13 protein-coding genes are annotated in these 16,500 nt (G+C 52.2%); 5 read left to right on the top strand and 8 right to left on the bottom strand.

Translation table 11 applies throughout. From position 1 onward, the window contains the following. Window positions 1–82 precede the first annotated feature (82 nt). Both ACTJIK_RS23300 and ACTJIK_RS23295 read right to left on the bottom strand, forming a co-directional pair. Complete coding sequence (locus tag ACTJIK_RS23300; RefSeq protein WP_440649948.1) at window positions 83–1,153, bottom strand: FecR family protein; 1,071 nt, start codon at window positions 1,151–1,153, stop codon at window positions 83–85. A gap of 59 nt (window positions 1,154–1,212) precedes the next feature. Continuing rightward, complete coding sequence (locus tag ACTJIK_RS23295) at window positions 1,213–1,809, bottom strand: RNA polymerase sigma-70 factor (RefSeq protein WP_440649947.1); 597 nt, start codon at window positions 1,807–1,809, stop codon at window positions 1,213–1,215. Window positions 1,810–2,130: 321 nt separating this feature from the next. On the opposite strand from ACTJIK_RS23295, the gene ACTJIK_RS23290 reads away from it, so the two are divergent. The 3 genes from ACTJIK_RS23290 to ACTJIK_RS23280 all read left to right on the top strand — a co-directional run bounded on the left by ACTJIK_RS23290 (window position 2,131) and on the right by ACTJIK_RS23280 (window position 4,598). Then, window positions 2,131–3,468: a serine hydrolase domain-containing protein gene (locus ACTJIK_RS23290; RefSeq protein ID WP_440649946.1), complete on the top strand. Its 1,338-nt coding sequence runs from the start codon at window positions 2,131–2,133 to the stop codon at window positions 3,466–3,468. Window positions 3,469–3,494: 26 nt separating this feature from the next. After that, entirely contained in the window at window positions 3,495–3,830 is a 336-nt protein-coding gene (locus ACTJIK_RS23285; RefSeq protein ID WP_440649945.1) for a hypothetical protein, read from the top strand. A 156-nt stretch (window positions 3,831–3,986) separates the two neighbouring features. Continuing rightward, window positions 3,987–4,598, top strand: a complete 612-nt coding sequence (locus ACTJIK_RS23280; protein ID WP_440649944.1) for a hypothetical protein — start codon at window positions 3,987–3,989, stop codon at window positions 4,596–4,598. A 98-nt stretch (window positions 4,599–4,696) separates the two neighbouring features. On the opposite strand, the gene ACTJIK_RS23275 is transcribed toward ACTJIK_RS23280, so the two are convergent. The 4 genes from ACTJIK_RS23275 to ACTJIK_RS23260 all read right to left on the bottom strand — a co-directional run bounded on the left by ACTJIK_RS23275 (window position 4,697) and on the right by ACTJIK_RS23260 (window position 12,559). Further along, window positions 4,697–6,283 (bottom strand): calcineurin-like phosphoesterase C-terminal domain-containing protein, encoded by a 1,587-nt coding sequence (locus ACTJIK_RS23275; RefSeq protein WP_440649943.1) that lies wholly within the window; start codon window positions 6,281–6,283, stop codon window positions 4,697–4,699. 25 nt (window positions 6,284–6,308) lie between these two features. Then, the gene (locus ACTJIK_RS23270; RefSeq protein ID WP_440649942.1) at window positions 6,309–7,715 is read right to left on the bottom strand and encodes a RagB/SusD family nutrient uptake outer membrane protein; all 1,407 of its coding nucleotides are present in this window, start codon (window positions 7,713–7,715) and stop codon (window positions 6,309–6,311) included. Between the two features lie 13 nt (window positions 7,716–7,728). After that, a complete protein-coding gene (locus tag ACTJIK_RS23265; protein ID WP_440649941.1) occupies window positions 7,729–11,223 on the bottom strand; it encodes a SusC/RagA family TonB-linked outer membrane protein in 3,495 nt (1,164 codons plus the stop codon). Window positions 11,224–11,518: 295 nt separating this feature from the next. Further along, on the bottom strand, window positions 11,519–12,559 hold the full coding sequence (locus ACTJIK_RS23260; protein WP_440649940.1) for a FecR family protein: 1,041 nt from the start codon (window positions 12,557–12,559) through the stop codon (window positions 11,519–11,521). 91 nt (window positions 12,560–12,650) lie between these two features. Between ACTJIK_RS23260 and ACTJIK_RS23255 the strand changes: the two genes are divergently transcribed. After that, a complete protein-coding gene (locus ACTJIK_RS23255; protein WP_440649939.1) occupies window positions 12,651–13,205 on the top strand; it encodes an RNA polymerase sigma-70 factor in 555 nt (184 codons plus the stop codon). 85 nt (window positions 13,206–13,290) lie between these two features. Further along, window positions 13,291–14,184 carry a DMT family transporter gene (locus tag ACTJIK_RS23250; RefSeq protein WP_440649938.1) on the top strand — a complete coding sequence of 298 codons (894 nt, stop codon included), beginning with the start codon at window positions 13,291–13,293 and terminating at the stop codon, window positions 14,182–14,184. Here ACTJIK_RS23250 and ACTJIK_RS23245 read toward each other — a convergent pair. Beyond that, on the bottom strand, window positions 14,177–15,760 hold the full coding sequence (locus tag ACTJIK_RS23245; protein WP_440649937.1) for an ArnT family glycosyltransferase: 1,584 nt from the start codon (window positions 15,758–15,760) through the stop codon (window positions 14,177–14,179). The two genes, ACTJIK_RS23250 and ACTJIK_RS23245, sit on opposite strands and share 8 nt — an antisense overlap. Before the next feature lie 7 nt (window positions 15,761–15,767). After that, entirely contained in the window at window positions 15,768–16,379 is a 612-nt protein-coding gene (locus tag ACTJIK_RS23240; protein WP_440649936.1) for a phosphatase PAP2 family protein, read from the bottom strand. Window positions 16,380–16,500 lie beyond the last annotated feature (121 nt).

Genomic DNA, 16,500 nt, shown 5'->3' with positions numbered 1-16,500 from the left:
CCAGTTGATTTTGCCGATCCCAGGTTTCTGGAACATTAGACTCATCGGGGAATGTTTCCGCATTTCCCGATTTTTTTTGCTGTTACTTGTAGATGTTTACCTCATTATCGTTGATTTTAAATGCAAAAGGCAGCGACAGCCGCAGGGCCGCCAATACTTCAGTGATACTTTCGTTCTCAAACTTTGCGTGGAACCTGTACCTGGCTATCGTTGAATCATTAATAACTATTTTTACATTATACCACCTTTCCATTTCGGTGGCGATCTCCCGGAAGTCCTCCCCGTCAAATACAAGCTTATTGTAGACCCACGCCGTTTCTACCATAGCGGTATCCGCGGCGTTCCTTTTAAGGGGTTTTACGATCATCTCATGCGGAACAGCGGAAACGTTTTCCGGCGCCCTGTATACCACTACCTTTTCGTGCGGGCGGAGCAATACAGTTTCCTGGCGGCTCCCGCCGGTCTTAGACACCAGCACCGATCCCCTGATCAGGGTGGCCTCCGTTCTGCCGTCTTCCGGGTAACACTTCACGTTAAAAGCGGTACCCAATACCCTCACATCAATGTCGCGGGTATGCACCACAAAAGGACGTCCGGCATTTTTAGCCACGTCAAAATAGGCCTCCCCTTCCAGTTCCACTTCCCGGAGGGAATCCGTAAAACTGGCAGGGTAGCTGATACGGCTACCCGAGTTAAGCCATACGGTGCTGCCGTCTGGAAGCAATAACCTGGACTTGGCGCCGGGTTTGGCGATGGTCTCGATACGGGATGTTTCGGCTATGCCGGACTGGCTGCGGAACTGTTTTACGTACAACCAGGAGAAAAAGATCAGCCCCGCAAAAACGGCGGCTACGGCAAGGAGGGTTCTTATATAGTGCGGCCGGCTTTTATATACCGGTTCGGATACGGGCCCGGCCTCAGGCTCCTGCGCTTCGCCGGCCGCCGCATCCAGTATATGGCGGAAATGCGCTTCGGAGTCCGCGTCTTCGTCGATAACGGAAACGGGAGCAGTCCAGTAATCTGCCAGGAGAGAATGAAAATAGGCATCCTCCGGGTACTCCTTCAAAAGGGTATCCAGTTCCTTTATTTCTTCCGGAGATGCTTCCCCGGATAGTTTTCTGGCAATTAACTGCGCGATCCTTTCTTTATGCATTGAACCTTGGTTAATGATAAAGACAGGGAAATGGAGAGATGACCTTAAAACATTCAGAATTATTTTTTGACCGGCCGTTTGGGGAAAGCGGTAAAATGGGCCTGTACTTTTTCGGAGATTCGTTTTACGGCAATGACCATCTGGGCATCTACCGTGTTGACGGTGAGGTTCAGTATCTCGGCCACATCCTTGTACCGGAGGCCGTCTTCACGCACCAGCTTAAAGATCATCTTGCACCTGGGTGGCAGGGATTCTACCGCGGATGTGATCTTTTCCTGCAATTCTGCGCTTATCATTCTTTCGTCCGGCGCCTGGTCGCGGCTCAGCGCTATATCGAAGTGATTAAATGGTTCGGTGATCTGCCGGTGGGCTTTGGAAGAAAGATAGTTCAGGGAGCTGTTCTTTACCGCCACGTAGAGGTAAACCCGGATATTGGCTATGGACGACGCTTTTTCCTTTTGTTTCCACAACTTGATAAATACGTCATCTACTATTTCGGCGGCGGCTTCTTTTATTTTTACAATGGAATAGGCGAACTGCCTCAGCCGGGGGCTATAATACTGGAACAACCGGCGGAATGCCTGCTCATCACCATCCACGATGCGCTGAAGCTCTGCAAGCGGATCTTCACTTATATGGTGTGAATTATTTCGCAATCGATTGTTATAATTTTGATTGATAAACGTAAAATCCCCATGTTCCGCGGAATCCCGGGAACACAACGGTCAAAGTTAGGTTTAGCGTAACTGGCAGTTTTATTGAATCTCAAAGTACACTTTTTTTTAAAAACGGGAACAGTCAAATATTCCGGGCACACCTCGACCAAAACGCGCCGTCAGCCATAACATCTTCCTGAAAAATTCCCCTGCACAGCGCCTATACCGGATTTTTTTCGAATACACTTTGAAATGCAAAGTGTTTTTACTTAACTTTGTATTGCAAAGTACTTTATTTATCAATGCGAGTAAACAGACACTATGAACCTGAAAATATTTTCTGCGCTGTTATTGACCCTGGCGATGTGCACCGCAGGCTATGCACAAACGTTTGACAAAGCTAAGCTGGACCGGTATTTCGACCGGCTCGCCGAAAAAAATAAGGCGATGGGCACGCTCGTCATTTCCAGGGATGGCCACGTGATCTACACCCGGTCCGTCGGCTACGGCCAGATCAGCGAAAGCGGAAAGAAGCCGCTGACGGCTGAAAGCAGGTACCGGATCGCTTCGGTCACCAAGATGTATACAGTGGTAATGATCCTTCAGCTGGTCGAGGAAGGGAAATTAAAGCTCACTGATACCCTCAGTCGATTCTTCCCCCAGATCGACAACGCCGGCAAAATCACTATCGCGCACATCCTCGCACACCGCAGCGGTATCCATGATGCGCTCCTGGATGCGAACATGCGCCCCCGGAAAACAGATCCAATAACGACAGATGAACTGGTTGCCATCATCGCCAAGGGCAAGTCCGACTTTGAGCCGGGCACCAGGCATGCCTACAGCAATTCGAGCTACACCCTTTTAGGCCTTATTGCCGAAAAATTAAGCGGCAAGCCTTATGCGGAAGCCCTCCGCGACAGGATCACTTCCAGGCTCGGGCTCCACGATACATACGTTGCCACCGGGAACATCGATGTGAGCAAAAATGAAAGCCTTACTTACAGGTATACCGGCGGCTGGAAACAGCAGCCTGAAACACATCCCAGTATCCTTTTCGGTGCCGGCTCGATCATTTCAACGCCAAACGACATGGCCCGGTTCATCCATGCGCTGTTTGACCTGAAGCTGGTCTCGAAAGAGCACCTGGACCTCATGAAAACGATAAAGGACGGCGATGGCCTGGGCATGGAGCCTTTCCTGTTCGCCGGCAGAACCTTCTACGGGCACACCGGCGGAGGCGATAACTATGGCGCCTGGCTGGCTTATATGCCGGAAGAAAGGCTGGCGGTCGCTTACGCTTCGAATGCAAAGGTTTACCCGGTGGGAGATATTATGAAAAACATCACGGACATTTACTACAACAAACCGTTCGAGATCCCCAGCTTCGAGCCGATCGCCGTCAGCACAGCAACGCTGGACCAATATACCGGCGTTTATTCAACCACCGGCGCTCCCGTCAAATTTACGTTCACCAGGAATGGTACAACACTTTATATTCAGCCGCCCGGGGAATCTCCGGCACCGCTTGAAGCGACAGCACAGGATAAATTCAAGATAGAAGGCGTCAACGGGGTATCTTTTGAATTCGACGCAGCAAAAAAACAGATGATCATGAAACGGCCCGGCATGGAAAGGATTTTCACCAAAGAGAACTAACACGCTACATAAAAACCAAAAACATTATGACAAACGAACACACACCGACCCGTCCCCTCCACCCCGTCTCCCTTACCAAACGCATGCTGCTGGGAGCCGCCATTGCGCTTGTTCTCATCACCATTTTCCTCATCGGCGCCGGGGAAGGCGATCCTTCCTGGCCCAGGTTCTGGATGGTGCGCCCGCTGATCATCGTACCCCTCGCCGGCGCAGCAGGCGGCGCATGCTTCTACTTCCTGGATCACCTGCGCCACCATGGCGGCTGGAGAGCTGTATTGGGCGTCGTTCTTGGCGTGATCATCTATATCATCGGGCTGTGGCTGGGTACTGTGCTGGGGCTGGACGGCACCTGGTGGGACTGACATAACACTAAGATACAACGCATCTTATGGTTGTTTACGGCTGTTCTACTACTTAAGGGTTACCGGTGCGGACGGATGGTAATTTATCTTTGGATACATTACTACCTGTGAAACCTATACCGTCAGGAAACCTGATCATCGTAAACAACAGCGAATATGCCTACATTTACCGACACCGAACTGCAAAAGAGATTCTGCGAAGGGTTTACATTCTTTCCTTTCAAGTCCCTGGAACAGCACGACACGCTGATCTATAAATGTTATGCCGGGAAAGACGACCTGAAAAAGCTGCTGGAATGGCATAGCAAAGAACATGATTCCAGCCACTACATCATCAAGATCGCCAACAAGCTCAGGAATACGGACATTCCTACGGCTGCCCGGCTGATGGAAATATTACGGGAGGCCCCCGGGAAAGATATTGCGGGAAGCACCGGCAAATATCAAAGCCTGCTTACTTCCTACTATAACGATACGCTGCAGCCGCTTGCAGCAAAGCTGTCCGACAAATACCACAGCTCCGGCATCGACAATATCGAACAAATGCAGGACGCCATCAGGATGTTCATGCAGAGCGCGGAAACGTTGCAAACTTCCCTGAATGGCCGCGCAAGCAAAAAACACGGGCTGCTGAGCGACAAGGAATATCTTTCAAAGGCCGCCAACGCCATGGAGCTGTTCAGGTCGCTTCAGAAAAGGAACATTGCTTTGCTGGACGCCTGGAAAAACCGGCAGTTGATCCACAACAGCTACCGGGCAATGAATTAACAAAACACCTGCAATAAAATAAGCCGCCGGCAGAATCCTGCCAGGCGGCTTATTTTTTTTAGCGGATCAAAAACACCTGCCGCGTATTGCTGTATCTTTTAAAATGTAGGCTCTTCGATACGATAGGAGCTCTTCTGCAAAAATTTCCTGCCAAAAGGATCGGTTGCCCGCACCTCTATTTGATGCGTGCCCACGCCAAGGTTCTCCGGCAACCGCATCTTCCATAAATGCAGGCTGTTCGCATAGGTGGTCGGCCTCCGGCCGCGGAACAGGGAATCTGAATCGTCCCATTTATACAGCTCGCTGATAAACGCGGGATCTCCTTCTTCCGAATACGTCATGCGTTTCCAGTCGCCGTTGTCTATACGGCATTCCAGCTCGCTGCCTTTGTGGCCCATGAAAAAATTGGCGTAGATAAATCCCTGTCCGTCCCACCAGATGTTGGACATCACCTTCCGGTGATACAGCCCGATCTGGTAATCCGCCGGCTTCCCCGCTACTTTATAATCCGCCGTGTACTGGTTGCCTGTAACATTCAGGTACACATATCCACGGGGCGTGCCGTCGCTCATTACGGATTCCATCACGCCCTGGGCATTCACCCTGCCGGAATACCAGTTGCCGCAGGTGGCGCCCACGTTGAACTCATGAAAACGCGCTGCCCCGTTCCAGCCCTCTTCTTTCCCGTAAAAATGCTGCCGCTGGTTGTGGGAGTGTGCAGACAGGGCCAGCACATGCGGATAATGCTGCAGCAGATCGAACAGCTTGTTACGGTCTTCTTTACGGAAAGAATTTTCATTGACGATATACATAGAGCAGTGGAAAGCGAGCACCACCAGCTTGCCGGTATCCACCAGCCTCAGGTCGTTTTTGATGAACTCCAGCTGCTTCCCGGTAAAGCCGGCCCACAACCCGCGCCGGTGGCCGCGGGGATCAGGGAATAAATTATCGTCGAGGATAATGAAATGTGCATTGCCGTAATTGTAGGAATACGTGTTGGGTCCGAAATTCGCTTCAAAGGTCTCATCCGCCAGGGAATCGACCGGCGCGTCGTTATTCATGTCGTGGTTGCCTTCCACGTTGTACCAGGGAATACCGATCTTCGCCACGGCTTTACTGTAGGGCTTATGATATCCCAGGTCCTTCCCCGCCAGGTCTCCCAGCGAAATACCGAATGCAACGTCTTTCACACCGGCCACTTCCGATACGATACCTTTATCAAAATAACCCAGTTCGCGGTCATCATATATCTGCGGATCACCGAATACCAATGCCCTGAAGTTATTGGATTCCTGCTGCGGCCTCAGCGCAAAATCGATGGAGGCCGGAAGCGGACCCGTGGGGGCGGAACCGGGATACTCAAACTTCGGAGAACCTTTCGGCTTATGGATGTAATAATGCTTAGGCTGGTTGTCCGCATTCAGCGGCACGGCGTAACCCGAAGGTTTGATCACGAAAATGATTGCGTCGTCGCTTACCGGCAGCTCGTACCGGCCTTTGTTGTCTGTAGTCACCACTTCGCGGCCGTTGCTGACGGCCACGCCCTGCATCCCTTTTTCCTTCGCGTCCTTTTTCCCGTTTGCGTTGGCGTCCAGGTAAACGCAGCCCCTGGCCGTTTGCTGGGCGGCTGCTTCGCTGATACCAAATGGCAGCAATAGCAATAATGTATATGCGATCTTTCTCATGATATTGTTCCGATGATGTTAAATTTTATTTCGTGTAACCGGGATTCTGAGGATATAATGCCTGGTTATTCATGGTCTCTATCTGCCCCTGCGGCACAGGATACAAATACTGGTACGGCTCGATGGTGATCGGCGTAAGCCCCGAGGTCTTCAGCGCGTCGATCGCGGTGGCCGTTCTCACCAGGTCGAACCAGCGGTGAAGCTCCAGCGGAAGCTCCAGCCTCCGCTCCTGCAGTACTGCCGCCCGGAAGCTTGCCTGGCTGGCCAGTTGAGCCGGGGTGAAAGGGGTGGCTCCTGAGCGGGTACGTACCATATTGAGGTATTTGAAGGCATCGCCATTGGGATCTCCGTTATAGGAAACCTCGTTCAATGCTTCCGCGTACATCAGCAATACATCGGCATAACGCAGGATAACAAAGTCGTTGCCCATGTTCTGGTTGGTGGGGTCGTAGGTGTCGTAGTACTTTTTCACCAGGAAAGTGGTGGCATTCAGCTGCGCTGTATTTAACAGGTCGCGGCGGGCATCGCTGCTTTCATAAGCGTTCAGTAATGCAGGGTCAAGAACGGGGTTGCCGAAGAACAACCCGTGCCCCTGCCCCAGGATGGTTTTATCATAGCGGATGGCAAAAATGATCTCTTCATTCATTTTATTGCTGGCGTTGAACACATCCGCCACCCTGGCCTGCAGCTGGTAACCATAAGGATTGCCCTGCGGGGGCACCAGCGCTTTTAACATGTTCACTGCTTCGCTGTATTTTTTTTCTGCCAGGTAAACCTTGGCCAGGAGGGCTTTCGCAGCTCCTGCCGTTGCCCTGCCTATATCTGTGTTCTTTGCATACGCCGCCGGCAAAAGGCCAGCGGCGGCGGTAAGGTCGGCTTCTATGGCAGCGTATACATCCGCCACGGGGCTCCTCCCGATATTCTTGGATTCTTCGGTGGTCACCACGGATAAGATCAAAGGCGCAGCTCCCCATAAACGCACCACCTGGAAATAATGCAGGGCACGCAGGAAACGAAGCTCGCCTTCATACTGGTTCTTCAAAGCAGGGTCCGTCACCACATCAAGATGCGGCAGCACATTATTGCAGCGGGAGATCGCCCCGTACAAAGCCAGGTAAGCGTCGCCCACCACGCCGTTATCCGCCAGCGCCAGGAAACGGTCGATGTTATAGTTCATACCGGCATTGGCGCCAGGGTTCTGATCTTCGATATTGTCTGAACGCACTTCCATCAGGTAAATAAAATGCCCTGTATACATAGATCCGGACCGTAAAGCGGAATAGGCGGCGGTTACGGCATTGGTCACATCGGCCGTCGTTTTATAGAAATTATTGGCAGTAGCCTGGGAAGGCGGCGTAAGTGAAAGAAAACTATCGCAGGACGGCAGCGCGAAGGTGATGCAAACCGCCATCAACATCATAATTCTGTTCATAGTATACATCTTTTTATAATCTTAAATTGAGACCAAACACGTAGGATTTGCTTAAGGGATAACTTCCGTAATCGATACCGGGCGTCAGCGGATCGGTAGACTGGCTGATCTCCGGGTTATACGCATCGTATCTGGTAAACATGAACGGGTTGCTGGCCGATACGTACACCCGGACCTTTGAAAATCCTGATTTGCGCACGAGCCTGTCCGGCAGGCTATATCCCAGTGTGATATCCCTGATCCTTAAATAGGAACCGTCTTTGATGGAATAGGTGGAAATGGTGGCATTCAGCCCGCGCTGGCTGCGGTTGGCTCTGGCCACCCAGCCGTTGCCGGGATTTTCTTCTGAATGGAACCTGTTCAGCGCGTCGGTGGTATTGTTGACAAAGCTCTCCAGGCTGTTAATGTACCTGGAGTTGATATTGGCGATCTCGTTCCCGTAGATGCCCTGCAGCGCCACGCTCAGGTCGAACGTTTTATACTGAAGCTGGCTGGAGAAACCGTAGGTGAACGCGGGCATATAGTTGCCGGTTATAGCCCGGTCGTTGCTTCCGTCGATCTTTCCATCGCCGTTCTGGTCCACGAATCTGAAGTCGCCCACTTTGGCGCCTGCCACTTTGGGAATAGCGGGATCATTCAATTCCTTCTCGCTTTTATAGATGCCGTCGTGCACGAGGGTATAATAATTGCCGATGGGTTTCCCGATCTCGGTAATAAAATAGATCACTCCGTTGGCCTGCGTAATGATGGAATTGGCACCGCCAAGGTCCAGCACTTTATTCCGGTTAAAAGAAATATTGCCGCTGTTGGTCAGGCGGAACTGCCCGATGGTATTGTCGCCGAAGACCGAGATCTCAATGCCCTTGTTATTCACTTTCCCGATGTTCATCAGGTTGGTCTTGTACCCTGAGCTCTGAGGTACCGGCACATCCAGCAGCAGATCGCTGGTGTTATTGTTATATGCGTCGATCGTGATGTGCAGCCGCTCCTTGAAGAAACCGACGTCCAGACCGACGTTAAATGCGGAGGTCTTTTCCCAGCCCAGTTGGTCGTTGCCGGGGGTGGACTGGAACAGGCCGGAATACAGGCTGGTAGCGCCCTGGTCGCCGAATACGTAATTGGAAGAAGATAGCAGCGACTGGTACTGGTAGTTGCCGATCTGGAAGTTACCCGTCAGGCCATAGCTGCCTCTCAATTTCAGCGAGCTGATCAGCTGCTGATTCAGCATAAATGCCTCCCGGTCTATATTCCAGCCGAAGGAAGCAGAGGGGAAATAACCATACCGCGAATCGGCGCCGAAACGCGAAGACCCGTCAGCGCGTAACGCCACAGAAACCAGGTATTTATCTTTAAAGCCGTATTGCACGCGGGTTAATGCGGACAACAAGGCCCATTGCTCGGTTCTTCCGCCGAAACTTTTAATGGCGGTAGCGCCGTTCAGCGTTTTAACGAGGTCGTTGGCATAACCGGTTCCCTGCACCTGGGTGTTGGACCTGGTTTCTTTCTGTGCGCTCACCGCGGCGATAGCTTTGATGGAATGGTCGCCGATCAGCTTGTTGTAGGACAGCGTGTTCTCCACCATCCAGTTCACGAAATCGCTGTTCCAGTAAGTGCCTGTCGGGTTGGAAGTGGGAGAAGAAGGGGAAACAGTGGGCAAGGTGGAAGGCCGGTATGCGCTCCTGCTGGAATTGTCCATATTGATGCCGAAGGACAGCTTATTGGACAGCTCCGGCGTAAAATCGTACTGCGCAAAAACGTTTCCCAGCAGCTTGTTGTTCCCGGTAATATCTGTTTTCAGGTTAGCCAGCGCCACCGGGTTGATGGTTTGGGAGCCTGCGTACCGAAAATTGTACTGCCCGTAATTATACGACCCGTCTTCGTTGTATACCGGGAAAAAAGGTGCGGCCGTCAACGCGATGGGCACAATAAATTCGTCTGAGGCGAACCTGCCTTCAGAAGGCTGGAACTGGTACCGTTCGTGGGTATAATTGATGCTGGCGCCTAATTTGAGCCGCTGGTAAGAAGCGTCCAGGTTCACACGGCCGCCGTATCTTTTAAAGCCGGATTGGATCACGACGCCCTGCTGGTCCAGGTAATTCCCGGAAATATAATACCGCACATTGGGCGAGCCGCCTGTTACGGACACAGTATGGCTTTGCATCGGCGCATTCCTGAAAATGGCGTCCTGCCAGTCGGTGTTGGTAAGGCCGGGTTCGCCGTTGAGATACGGAAATATCTGGGGCGGCAGCAAATAAGCCTGCCCGCCGCTGTTGTCTCCGCCCAGCTTGGCCAGCCTGGTGGCGTTATCGTCGCTGATGCTGCCCTGGATATTTTTGTCTGCCAGCAGGTCCAGGTAGGAGTTGTTATGCGCGTCGTAGATCAGCTTTGAATATTCATAGGCATCCAGCATGGGGATCTTTTTTGCCACCTGCTGTACTGCATAATATCCGTCGTAGCTCACCACCGGTTTATCCCTCTTTCCTCTTTTCGTAGTGATGATGATAACGCCGTTAGAGCCCCGCGATCCATAAATGGCCGCGGCGGAAGCGTCTTTCAGCACATCCACGCTTTCGATATCGTTTACGTTGATCGCATCCAGCGGGTTTACTTTCATGCCCACGCCGTTTGCATTATTGTTGTCGCCGAAATCGGAAAGCGGCAAACCATCCACCACGTACAAAGGCGCTGAACCGGCGGTGATGGTCGATTTTCCCCGGATGGCGATGGTGATGCCCGCGCCGGGCGAGCCGCTGGGCTGCATTACCTGCACACCGGCCATTTTGCCGGTCATTGCTTTATCCAGGCCCGTTGCCGGGAAATTATTGATATCGGAACTTTTAAGCGAGCTGATCGCGGTGGTAACGTCTTTCCTGTTCCGCGTTCCGTAACCCACTACCACCACGTCGTTCAGCAGGCTGCTTTCAGGTTCGAGGGTGATGTTGATGGCAGCGCTGCTTCCGATCAACCGCTCTGTTCTTTTGTAGCCGAGATAGGAGAATACCAGCGTCTGCCCGGTTTCCGCGGTGATAGTAAATGAACCGTCAGGCCGGGAAGAGGTTACCTGCCTGCTTTCCTTCACCATCACGGTAACGCCAGGCATGGCCTCTCCTTTTTCATTGACGATCTTTCCCGAGATGGCGGATTGCCTGGCTGCTTCGATGGTTACAGGCTGCTTTTTGCCTGTATTTTTTGCAAGGTCGATAATAATATTTTCTCCCATTTGTTTAAAGCTGAAGCCGCGCGGGGTAAGCAGCGCATGCAGCACATTTTCCAGGCTGGCCTGGTCTGCTTTGAACCGGGCGATCTTTTGCTGCCGTACCATTTCGCTTTGATAGATAAAATGAAAGGCGCTCAGCTTCTCAATGCGCGAAAGAACCACGTCCAGCGAAGTATTTTTTTCATCCAGGCTGATCTTTGTATCTCTCATGCCTTGCCCGTGGCCGCTTTTGGCCAGCAGCGCAAATGCCCCGGTAAACGTCAGCAGAAAAACAATTGTGCAGATCCTCATAATGGTAAAAAAATGTAGGCGAAGCCTGGTAGCAGGTAAAGGGCGCTGATGGCAATACAATACCCTCTCTCTTTTGGAAAGAAAATGCATATATTTACGTTGGATTTTAATGATGAAATGCTACATGTTAAAGTCCTTTCAAACCGTTTTGTCTCTCACCACAGAACGGTTTTTTTTGTGTCCGGCTGTTCCGTTCGCAAACGCACCGCTGATACCCGCGCAGGCGGCGCCGCCTGCCGGAAACCCGCTGTACATCTGTCCCGGCATGTGTCTCCTGTCTTTCTGTATTGATTATTTATAAAAAAGTAACCGTCTTCGTTTGATGGTCCAGCCGGTATTCAACATGGCTGGCCTCTTTCATCAGCTTCAGCAGCTCAGCCAGGCTGATGGTATTGGCAAAGCTGGCTGTAAAGCGGACGTCTTTCAGCCGTTGGTTCTTAAAAACAAACCGGTAACCGTACCAACGCTGAAGATGTATGGATATATCCGACATAGGCATGTCTGTAAACACCAGCTTCCGCTCTTTCCAGGCCACATCCTTTGTAGCGTCCACCCCCGCCACAATGCTTTTCCCGATATCATTCCGGTATTCCATTTTCCTGTCTGCCACCAGGTTTCCCAGCACATGCGAAGCATCGCTCACCTGCACTTCGCCCTCCAGTACGGTAATGGTATTGAGCGCCGCATCCGGGTAAGCTGACACGGCAAAAGCGGTGCCCAGCACGCGTGTGTTCAGCTTGCCGGAGTGGATGATAAAAGGTTTGTTCACTTCCTGCGCAACGTCAAAAAAAGCTTCGCCTTCGAGGTATACTTCTCTTGCCTGTTCATTAAAACCCGCCGGCAGCCTGATGCTGCTGCCCGCGTTCAGCCATACGGACGACCCGTCAGGAAGCTCCCACCGCTTTACTTCGCCAATGCCTGTTGACAGCACGGTGTATTCTCCGGCAGAGCGGGAACGTTTTAAATACATCCCCGTCAGCACCGATACACACAACAACACACAGGCTGCCGCCGCCCAGGCAGAGATCCGTATGATCCGCCCCCGGCGCGGTTTTCCTGGTGCGCTGACCTGCTCATTCACCGCCAGCTTTTCCTGTATAGCTTTCAGGGAACGGTCAGCCGAGTTTTTCACCTGCTGCGCATCCCCGTTATAAAATGCCGGCTGCTCCTGCCCGGAAGATGCATACCATTGCTCCACCTGCGCTTTTTCTTCTTCCGAACACTGCCCGGAAAGGTATTTCTCAATGAGTTTGATTAATTGTTTTTCATCCATCCTACTATCTATATTGCATGCGCCGGTGCTTACCGCCATACTCCTGCGGGAATAATCCATCATTTCACATAACGGTAATGTTTTCTTAACAAACACTTGATTTCGTCTTAATTTCCCCCTTCCTAATTTTGATCCGGCCAAATACCTTATTCCTTTGCTTTCTTCACTTACAGACCAGGAATTGCTTGAACAGATTGCTCTTAGAAGTGAAGCTGCGTTGACCGTTTTGCATTACCGGTACTACGCGCTTTTGTGCGCAGCCGCATTTAAACGGGTGCCCGATGAATCTATCGTGGAGGAAATGGTGCAGGATGTACTGATCAATTTCTGGGAGAAGGCCCCTTCCCTGGACCGTTATGGGAATGTGCAGGCATATTTGTTCGCCACGCTGAGAAATAAAGTGCTGCATGAAATGAGATCGCGGATGATCATGGCCAAACACGCCACCACCCTGCATGAAGAGCAACAGGAAATATTCAGGCACGACGCGGTGGAGCTGCTGCAGGCCAAAGAGCTGGAACAAAAGCTGCATACTATTATAGACGACCTCTCCCCGCAATGCAAAGAGGCCTTTACATTAAGCCGTTTCGAGCAGCTTTCTTACAAATCCATTGCCCAGCGGATGAATATTTCCGTCAACACCGTTGAAAAACATATCGGCAAAGCGTTGAACATACTGAGGGAGAAGCTGGGCGAGCACGTGGTTTGATTGCCCAGGTGAAAAAGCAAGCCTGAACCCATAAGTTCCGCGGGCTTTCTTATCTTTAAACCTACCATTCAACCGGGAAGCCTGTATGCTGAAACTCACCCTCCATGAGCACACCAAGGGGCTCATCAGTATCATATTCGTCATGCTCATCTGGGGCAGCTCCTTCACCGTTACCAAACTGGTGGTTACCGAAGTGCCGCCCTTTGTGTTCGCCGGCATCCGCAATCTTATTGCCTGCGCGGCCCTTCTCCCTTTTTATCTCATGCGGCGGCGGAAGGTGAAACAGCCGCTCCCTTATGGAAAGCTTGTGCTGATGGGCCTGGCAGGCACCACCCTGTATTATTTCGTATTCAATACGGGCATGAAGCTGGTATCCGCTTCCACCGGGGCGCTCATAGAAGGACTGGTGCCCGTGGCTATTGCTATTCCGGCCGCCATTTTTCTGAAAGAGCATCTCAGCAAAAAAACCATCGCGGGGATCATATTATCCGTTATAGGGGTGATACTGGTGGGATTTATCGGCAATGCGCAAAAATCGCAGAACGCGCTGCTGGGCAGCTTCCTGATAGTAGGCGCCGTGGTGTTGTGGAGCGCTTACACGCTACTGTCAAGGAGTGTGAAGGATTCGGATACGGTATTGGTGACAACGGTGAGCACATTCATCGGCACCGCCTTGTCGCTGCCGTTGCCGGCTTACGAGATCATCACCAACGGTATGCCTGATATTTCCTGGAGGGCCTGGGCGGGGATGGCCTATCTCGGCGTATTCGCTTCAGCCGTGGCCTATTCGCTTTATAACCAGGCGCTGGAGAACCTGCCTGCCGCGCAGGTGGGCAACTTCCTGAACCTGAACCCTGTTATCGGCGCATTGATCGCATTTATATTCCTGAAAGATTCGCTGACCGCGCTGCAACTTTCAGGCGGCGTGCTGGTGCTGGCGGGCATCTGGCTCAGCAGCAACCGCTCCAAAGCTACCTGACCCTCAGCACCCACACACTGTCCAGCTCTTTCGCCCTCGTGGCGCGGTTCACGAACTTGCCGTCCAGCCGGGTAACGCGGTAGCTGGGGAACACGGCTTCTGTTTTATAACGGATCCCTTGCTCATCCAGCGAAGCAAGACCTTCCCGGCCGGTGTACACCAGCCCCTGCGCACTGTCGCTGCGCACAACGGGTGCATCGCTATAAAATTCGAAAGAATAAGAATTGATCTTGTAGAACTGTACGGTTTCGCCCGGGAATTTTTTATTCTTCCACACCGCCGTTTCCGATCCGCCCTGGTATTTTACCAGCGCCGGGTAAAAGAACACGTTCAGGAAAACCGCCACGCACACGCTTGCCAGCACGCTCACCCGCACCACATCCTCCGGCTTCTTCAACAGCCACCACACCACGAATGCGGCCGCGCTCAGCACCATGTACACCCACCAGTACGGCGGCTGGAACAGCACGGTTATGGCCGCCAGCAACACCACGACGATCACCGATATCACCCGCTGCGTAATGAACACCTTCTTCTCCCCCGCCAGCCCGTACAGCCACGCGGCCAGCAGGATGCTGAAATACGGGAATAAGATATTCAGGTAATGCGGCAGCTGGAACCTTGAAAGGGAAAACACCAGCAGGGTAAGCATTCCCGCGCCCAGCGTAATCCATTCGGCGCCCTGTCGCAGCCTCCGGAAGCGCTGGAAAATGGCGGCGTATAACAAAAGGCTCCATGGCAGTAAAGCCCAGAGCAGCGTATGCAAAAAGAAAAACGGATCGCCTTTGCCTTTGATCGGCCCTGTGTTGAAGAACCGCCCGAACTGGCTATCCCAGAGAAAGAACCGGATGCCGGAAACGTTCTGCCGGTCGAACACGGTTTTTTCAGGATGCGCGTCGAACTGGAGCCAGAGGCACCAAAGCTCCGGCAGTATAAACACGGCGCACAGCACGAGGTACAGGTACCACCGCCATTGCAACAACTGTTTCCAGTCCTTTTGCAGGGCCCAGTGGAACAGCATCCCGCCACCGATGGGGATCAGCACGAAGGGGCCTTTGGTCATCATGGCCAGCCCCGTGAAAAAGGCCGCCGGTACAATATTCCACACATTTCCGCCTGCCTTCGCCAGGTACCAGGACGCGCCGATCAGGAAGCAGGTGAGGTAAGGTTCGGCCCTCACATCGTTGCTGCTGATAATGGCATGCAAAGCGGTCAGATAGACCAGCGCGGCTATCTGTGCAGCGCCTTCACCATAAAAATGACGGGCAAAAAGAAAGGTGAACCGCGCTCCCAGCAACCAGCAAAGGAAAGCCGGCAGCTTGTAAGCAAACGTGCTGACGCCGAATATCTTGAAACTGAGCGCGCTGATCCAGAAAGGAAGATGCGGTTTGTCCAGCCAGTCTTTCCCGTCCGCAAAAAGGTTCACCCAGTCGCCGCGCCAAACGATCTGTTTGGCGATACCCGCATACAGGGCCGCATCCGGCTCCATGAGCGTGGTAAAAAGGCCCGGGATAAGGGAGATAACGATGACGGCTACACACTGCCAGAACCTGGCTGTTGCAGGATAGGTTTGCATAATGGATCTAAGTTACTGCATCCAGGCGACGATTGTGCCTGATGAGCCGGATACCTGAATGGTTCCACCAGATGAAGAGTTTTGAAATGAGCCAGCCCACCAGGAAGCCGTAAATGGCGCCCCCCGCAATGTCCAGCGGGTAATGTTTGCCGACGTATACCTGCGCGTAGCCTATCAGCAGGGCCCATACCCACACCCACCACCACCTGCGGATGCCGATGGAGCGGAGGCTGAGGAACCAGAAAGTGGCCAGCGCAAAATGGTTGGAAGCATGAGAGGAAGGAAAGCCGTAACGCCCGCCGCATTCGATCAGGTTACGCAAATGGGGCTGCAGGTCTTCGTTGAAGCAGGGCCGCAGCCGCTGGAACATCGGCTTTAAAATACTGGCGCTGCCGTAGTCCGCAATGGCAAAGGTGATCAGCGTACATGCCAGGAATATCACCGCTTTGCTGGGGCGGTATTTAATAATGTAGATCAATACAAAAAGATACAAAGGCACCCAGGTAAGCGCGTTGCGCATCAGTAACATCAACGCATCCAGGAATTCATGCGAACCTGCCTGGTGGATACTGATGAACAGCGCCTCATCAATTTGCTGCATCCATTCTTTCCAATTCATGTTCGAAATTTCTTGAAAGTATGTTTCCTAATTGTTATGGGAGTATGATGAAATCGTTGCTTTTGGCGGCGGTTCTTCCATAAATTTGAGCAGATATTGGTCTTGCGGTTCAATTCATCAT

It is taken from the genome of Chitinophaga sp. 22620 (assembly GCF_052044405.1).
Classification (GTDB): domain Bacteria; phylum Bacteroidota; class Bacteroidia; order Chitinophagales; family Chitinophagaceae; genus Chitinophaga.
Note: the sequence above shows the minus strand (reverse complement) of the source record. Positions and strands in the feature narration are given on the sequence as shown.

What these genes read in the sequence shown, in the direction of transcription:
- ACTJIK_RS23300 (WP_440649948.1), bottom strand. Translation starts at nt 1,153, where the DNA reads ATGCATAAAGAAAGGATCGCGCAGTTAATTGCCAGAAAACTATCCGGG.
- ACTJIK_RS23270 (WP_440649942.1), bottom strand. Translation starts at nt 7,715, where the DNA reads ATGAACAGAATTATGATGTTGATGGCGGTTTGCATCACCTTCGCGCTG.
- ACTJIK_RS23280 (WP_440649944.1), top strand. Translation starts at nt 3,987, where the DNA reads ATGCCTACATTTACCGACACCGAACTGCAAAAGAGATTCTGCGAAGGG.
- ACTJIK_RS23250 (WP_440649938.1), top strand. Translation starts at nt 13,291, where the DNA reads ATGCTGAAACTCACCCTCCATGAGCACACCAAGGGGCTCATCAGTATC.
- ACTJIK_RS23240 (WP_440649936.1), bottom strand. Translation starts at nt 16,379, where the DNA reads ATGAATTGGAAAGAATGGATGCAGCAAATTGATGAGGCGCTGTTCATC.
- ACTJIK_RS23265 (WP_440649941.1), bottom strand. Translation starts at nt 11,223, where the DNA reads ATGAGGATCTGCACAATTGTTTTTCTGCTGACGTTTACCGGGGCATTT.
- ACTJIK_RS23290 (WP_440649946.1), top strand. Translation starts at nt 2,131, where the DNA reads ATGAACCTGAAAATATTTTCTGCGCTGTTATTGACCCTGGCGATGTGC.
- ACTJIK_RS23285 (WP_440649945.1), top strand. Translation starts at nt 3,495, where the DNA reads ATGACAAACGAACACACACCGACCCGTCCCCTCCACCCCGTCTCCCTT.
- ACTJIK_RS23245 (WP_440649937.1), bottom strand. Translation starts at nt 15,760, where the DNA reads ATGCAAACCTATCCTGCAACAGCCAGGTTCTGGCAGTGTGTAGCCGTC.
- ACTJIK_RS23260 (WP_440649940.1), bottom strand. Translation starts at nt 12,559, where the DNA reads ATGATGGATTATTCCCGCAGGAGTATGGCGGTAAGCACCGGCGCATGC.
- ACTJIK_RS23275 (WP_440649943.1), bottom strand. Translation starts at nt 6,283, where the DNA reads ATGAGAAAGATCGCATATACATTATTGCTATTGCTGCCATTTGGTATC.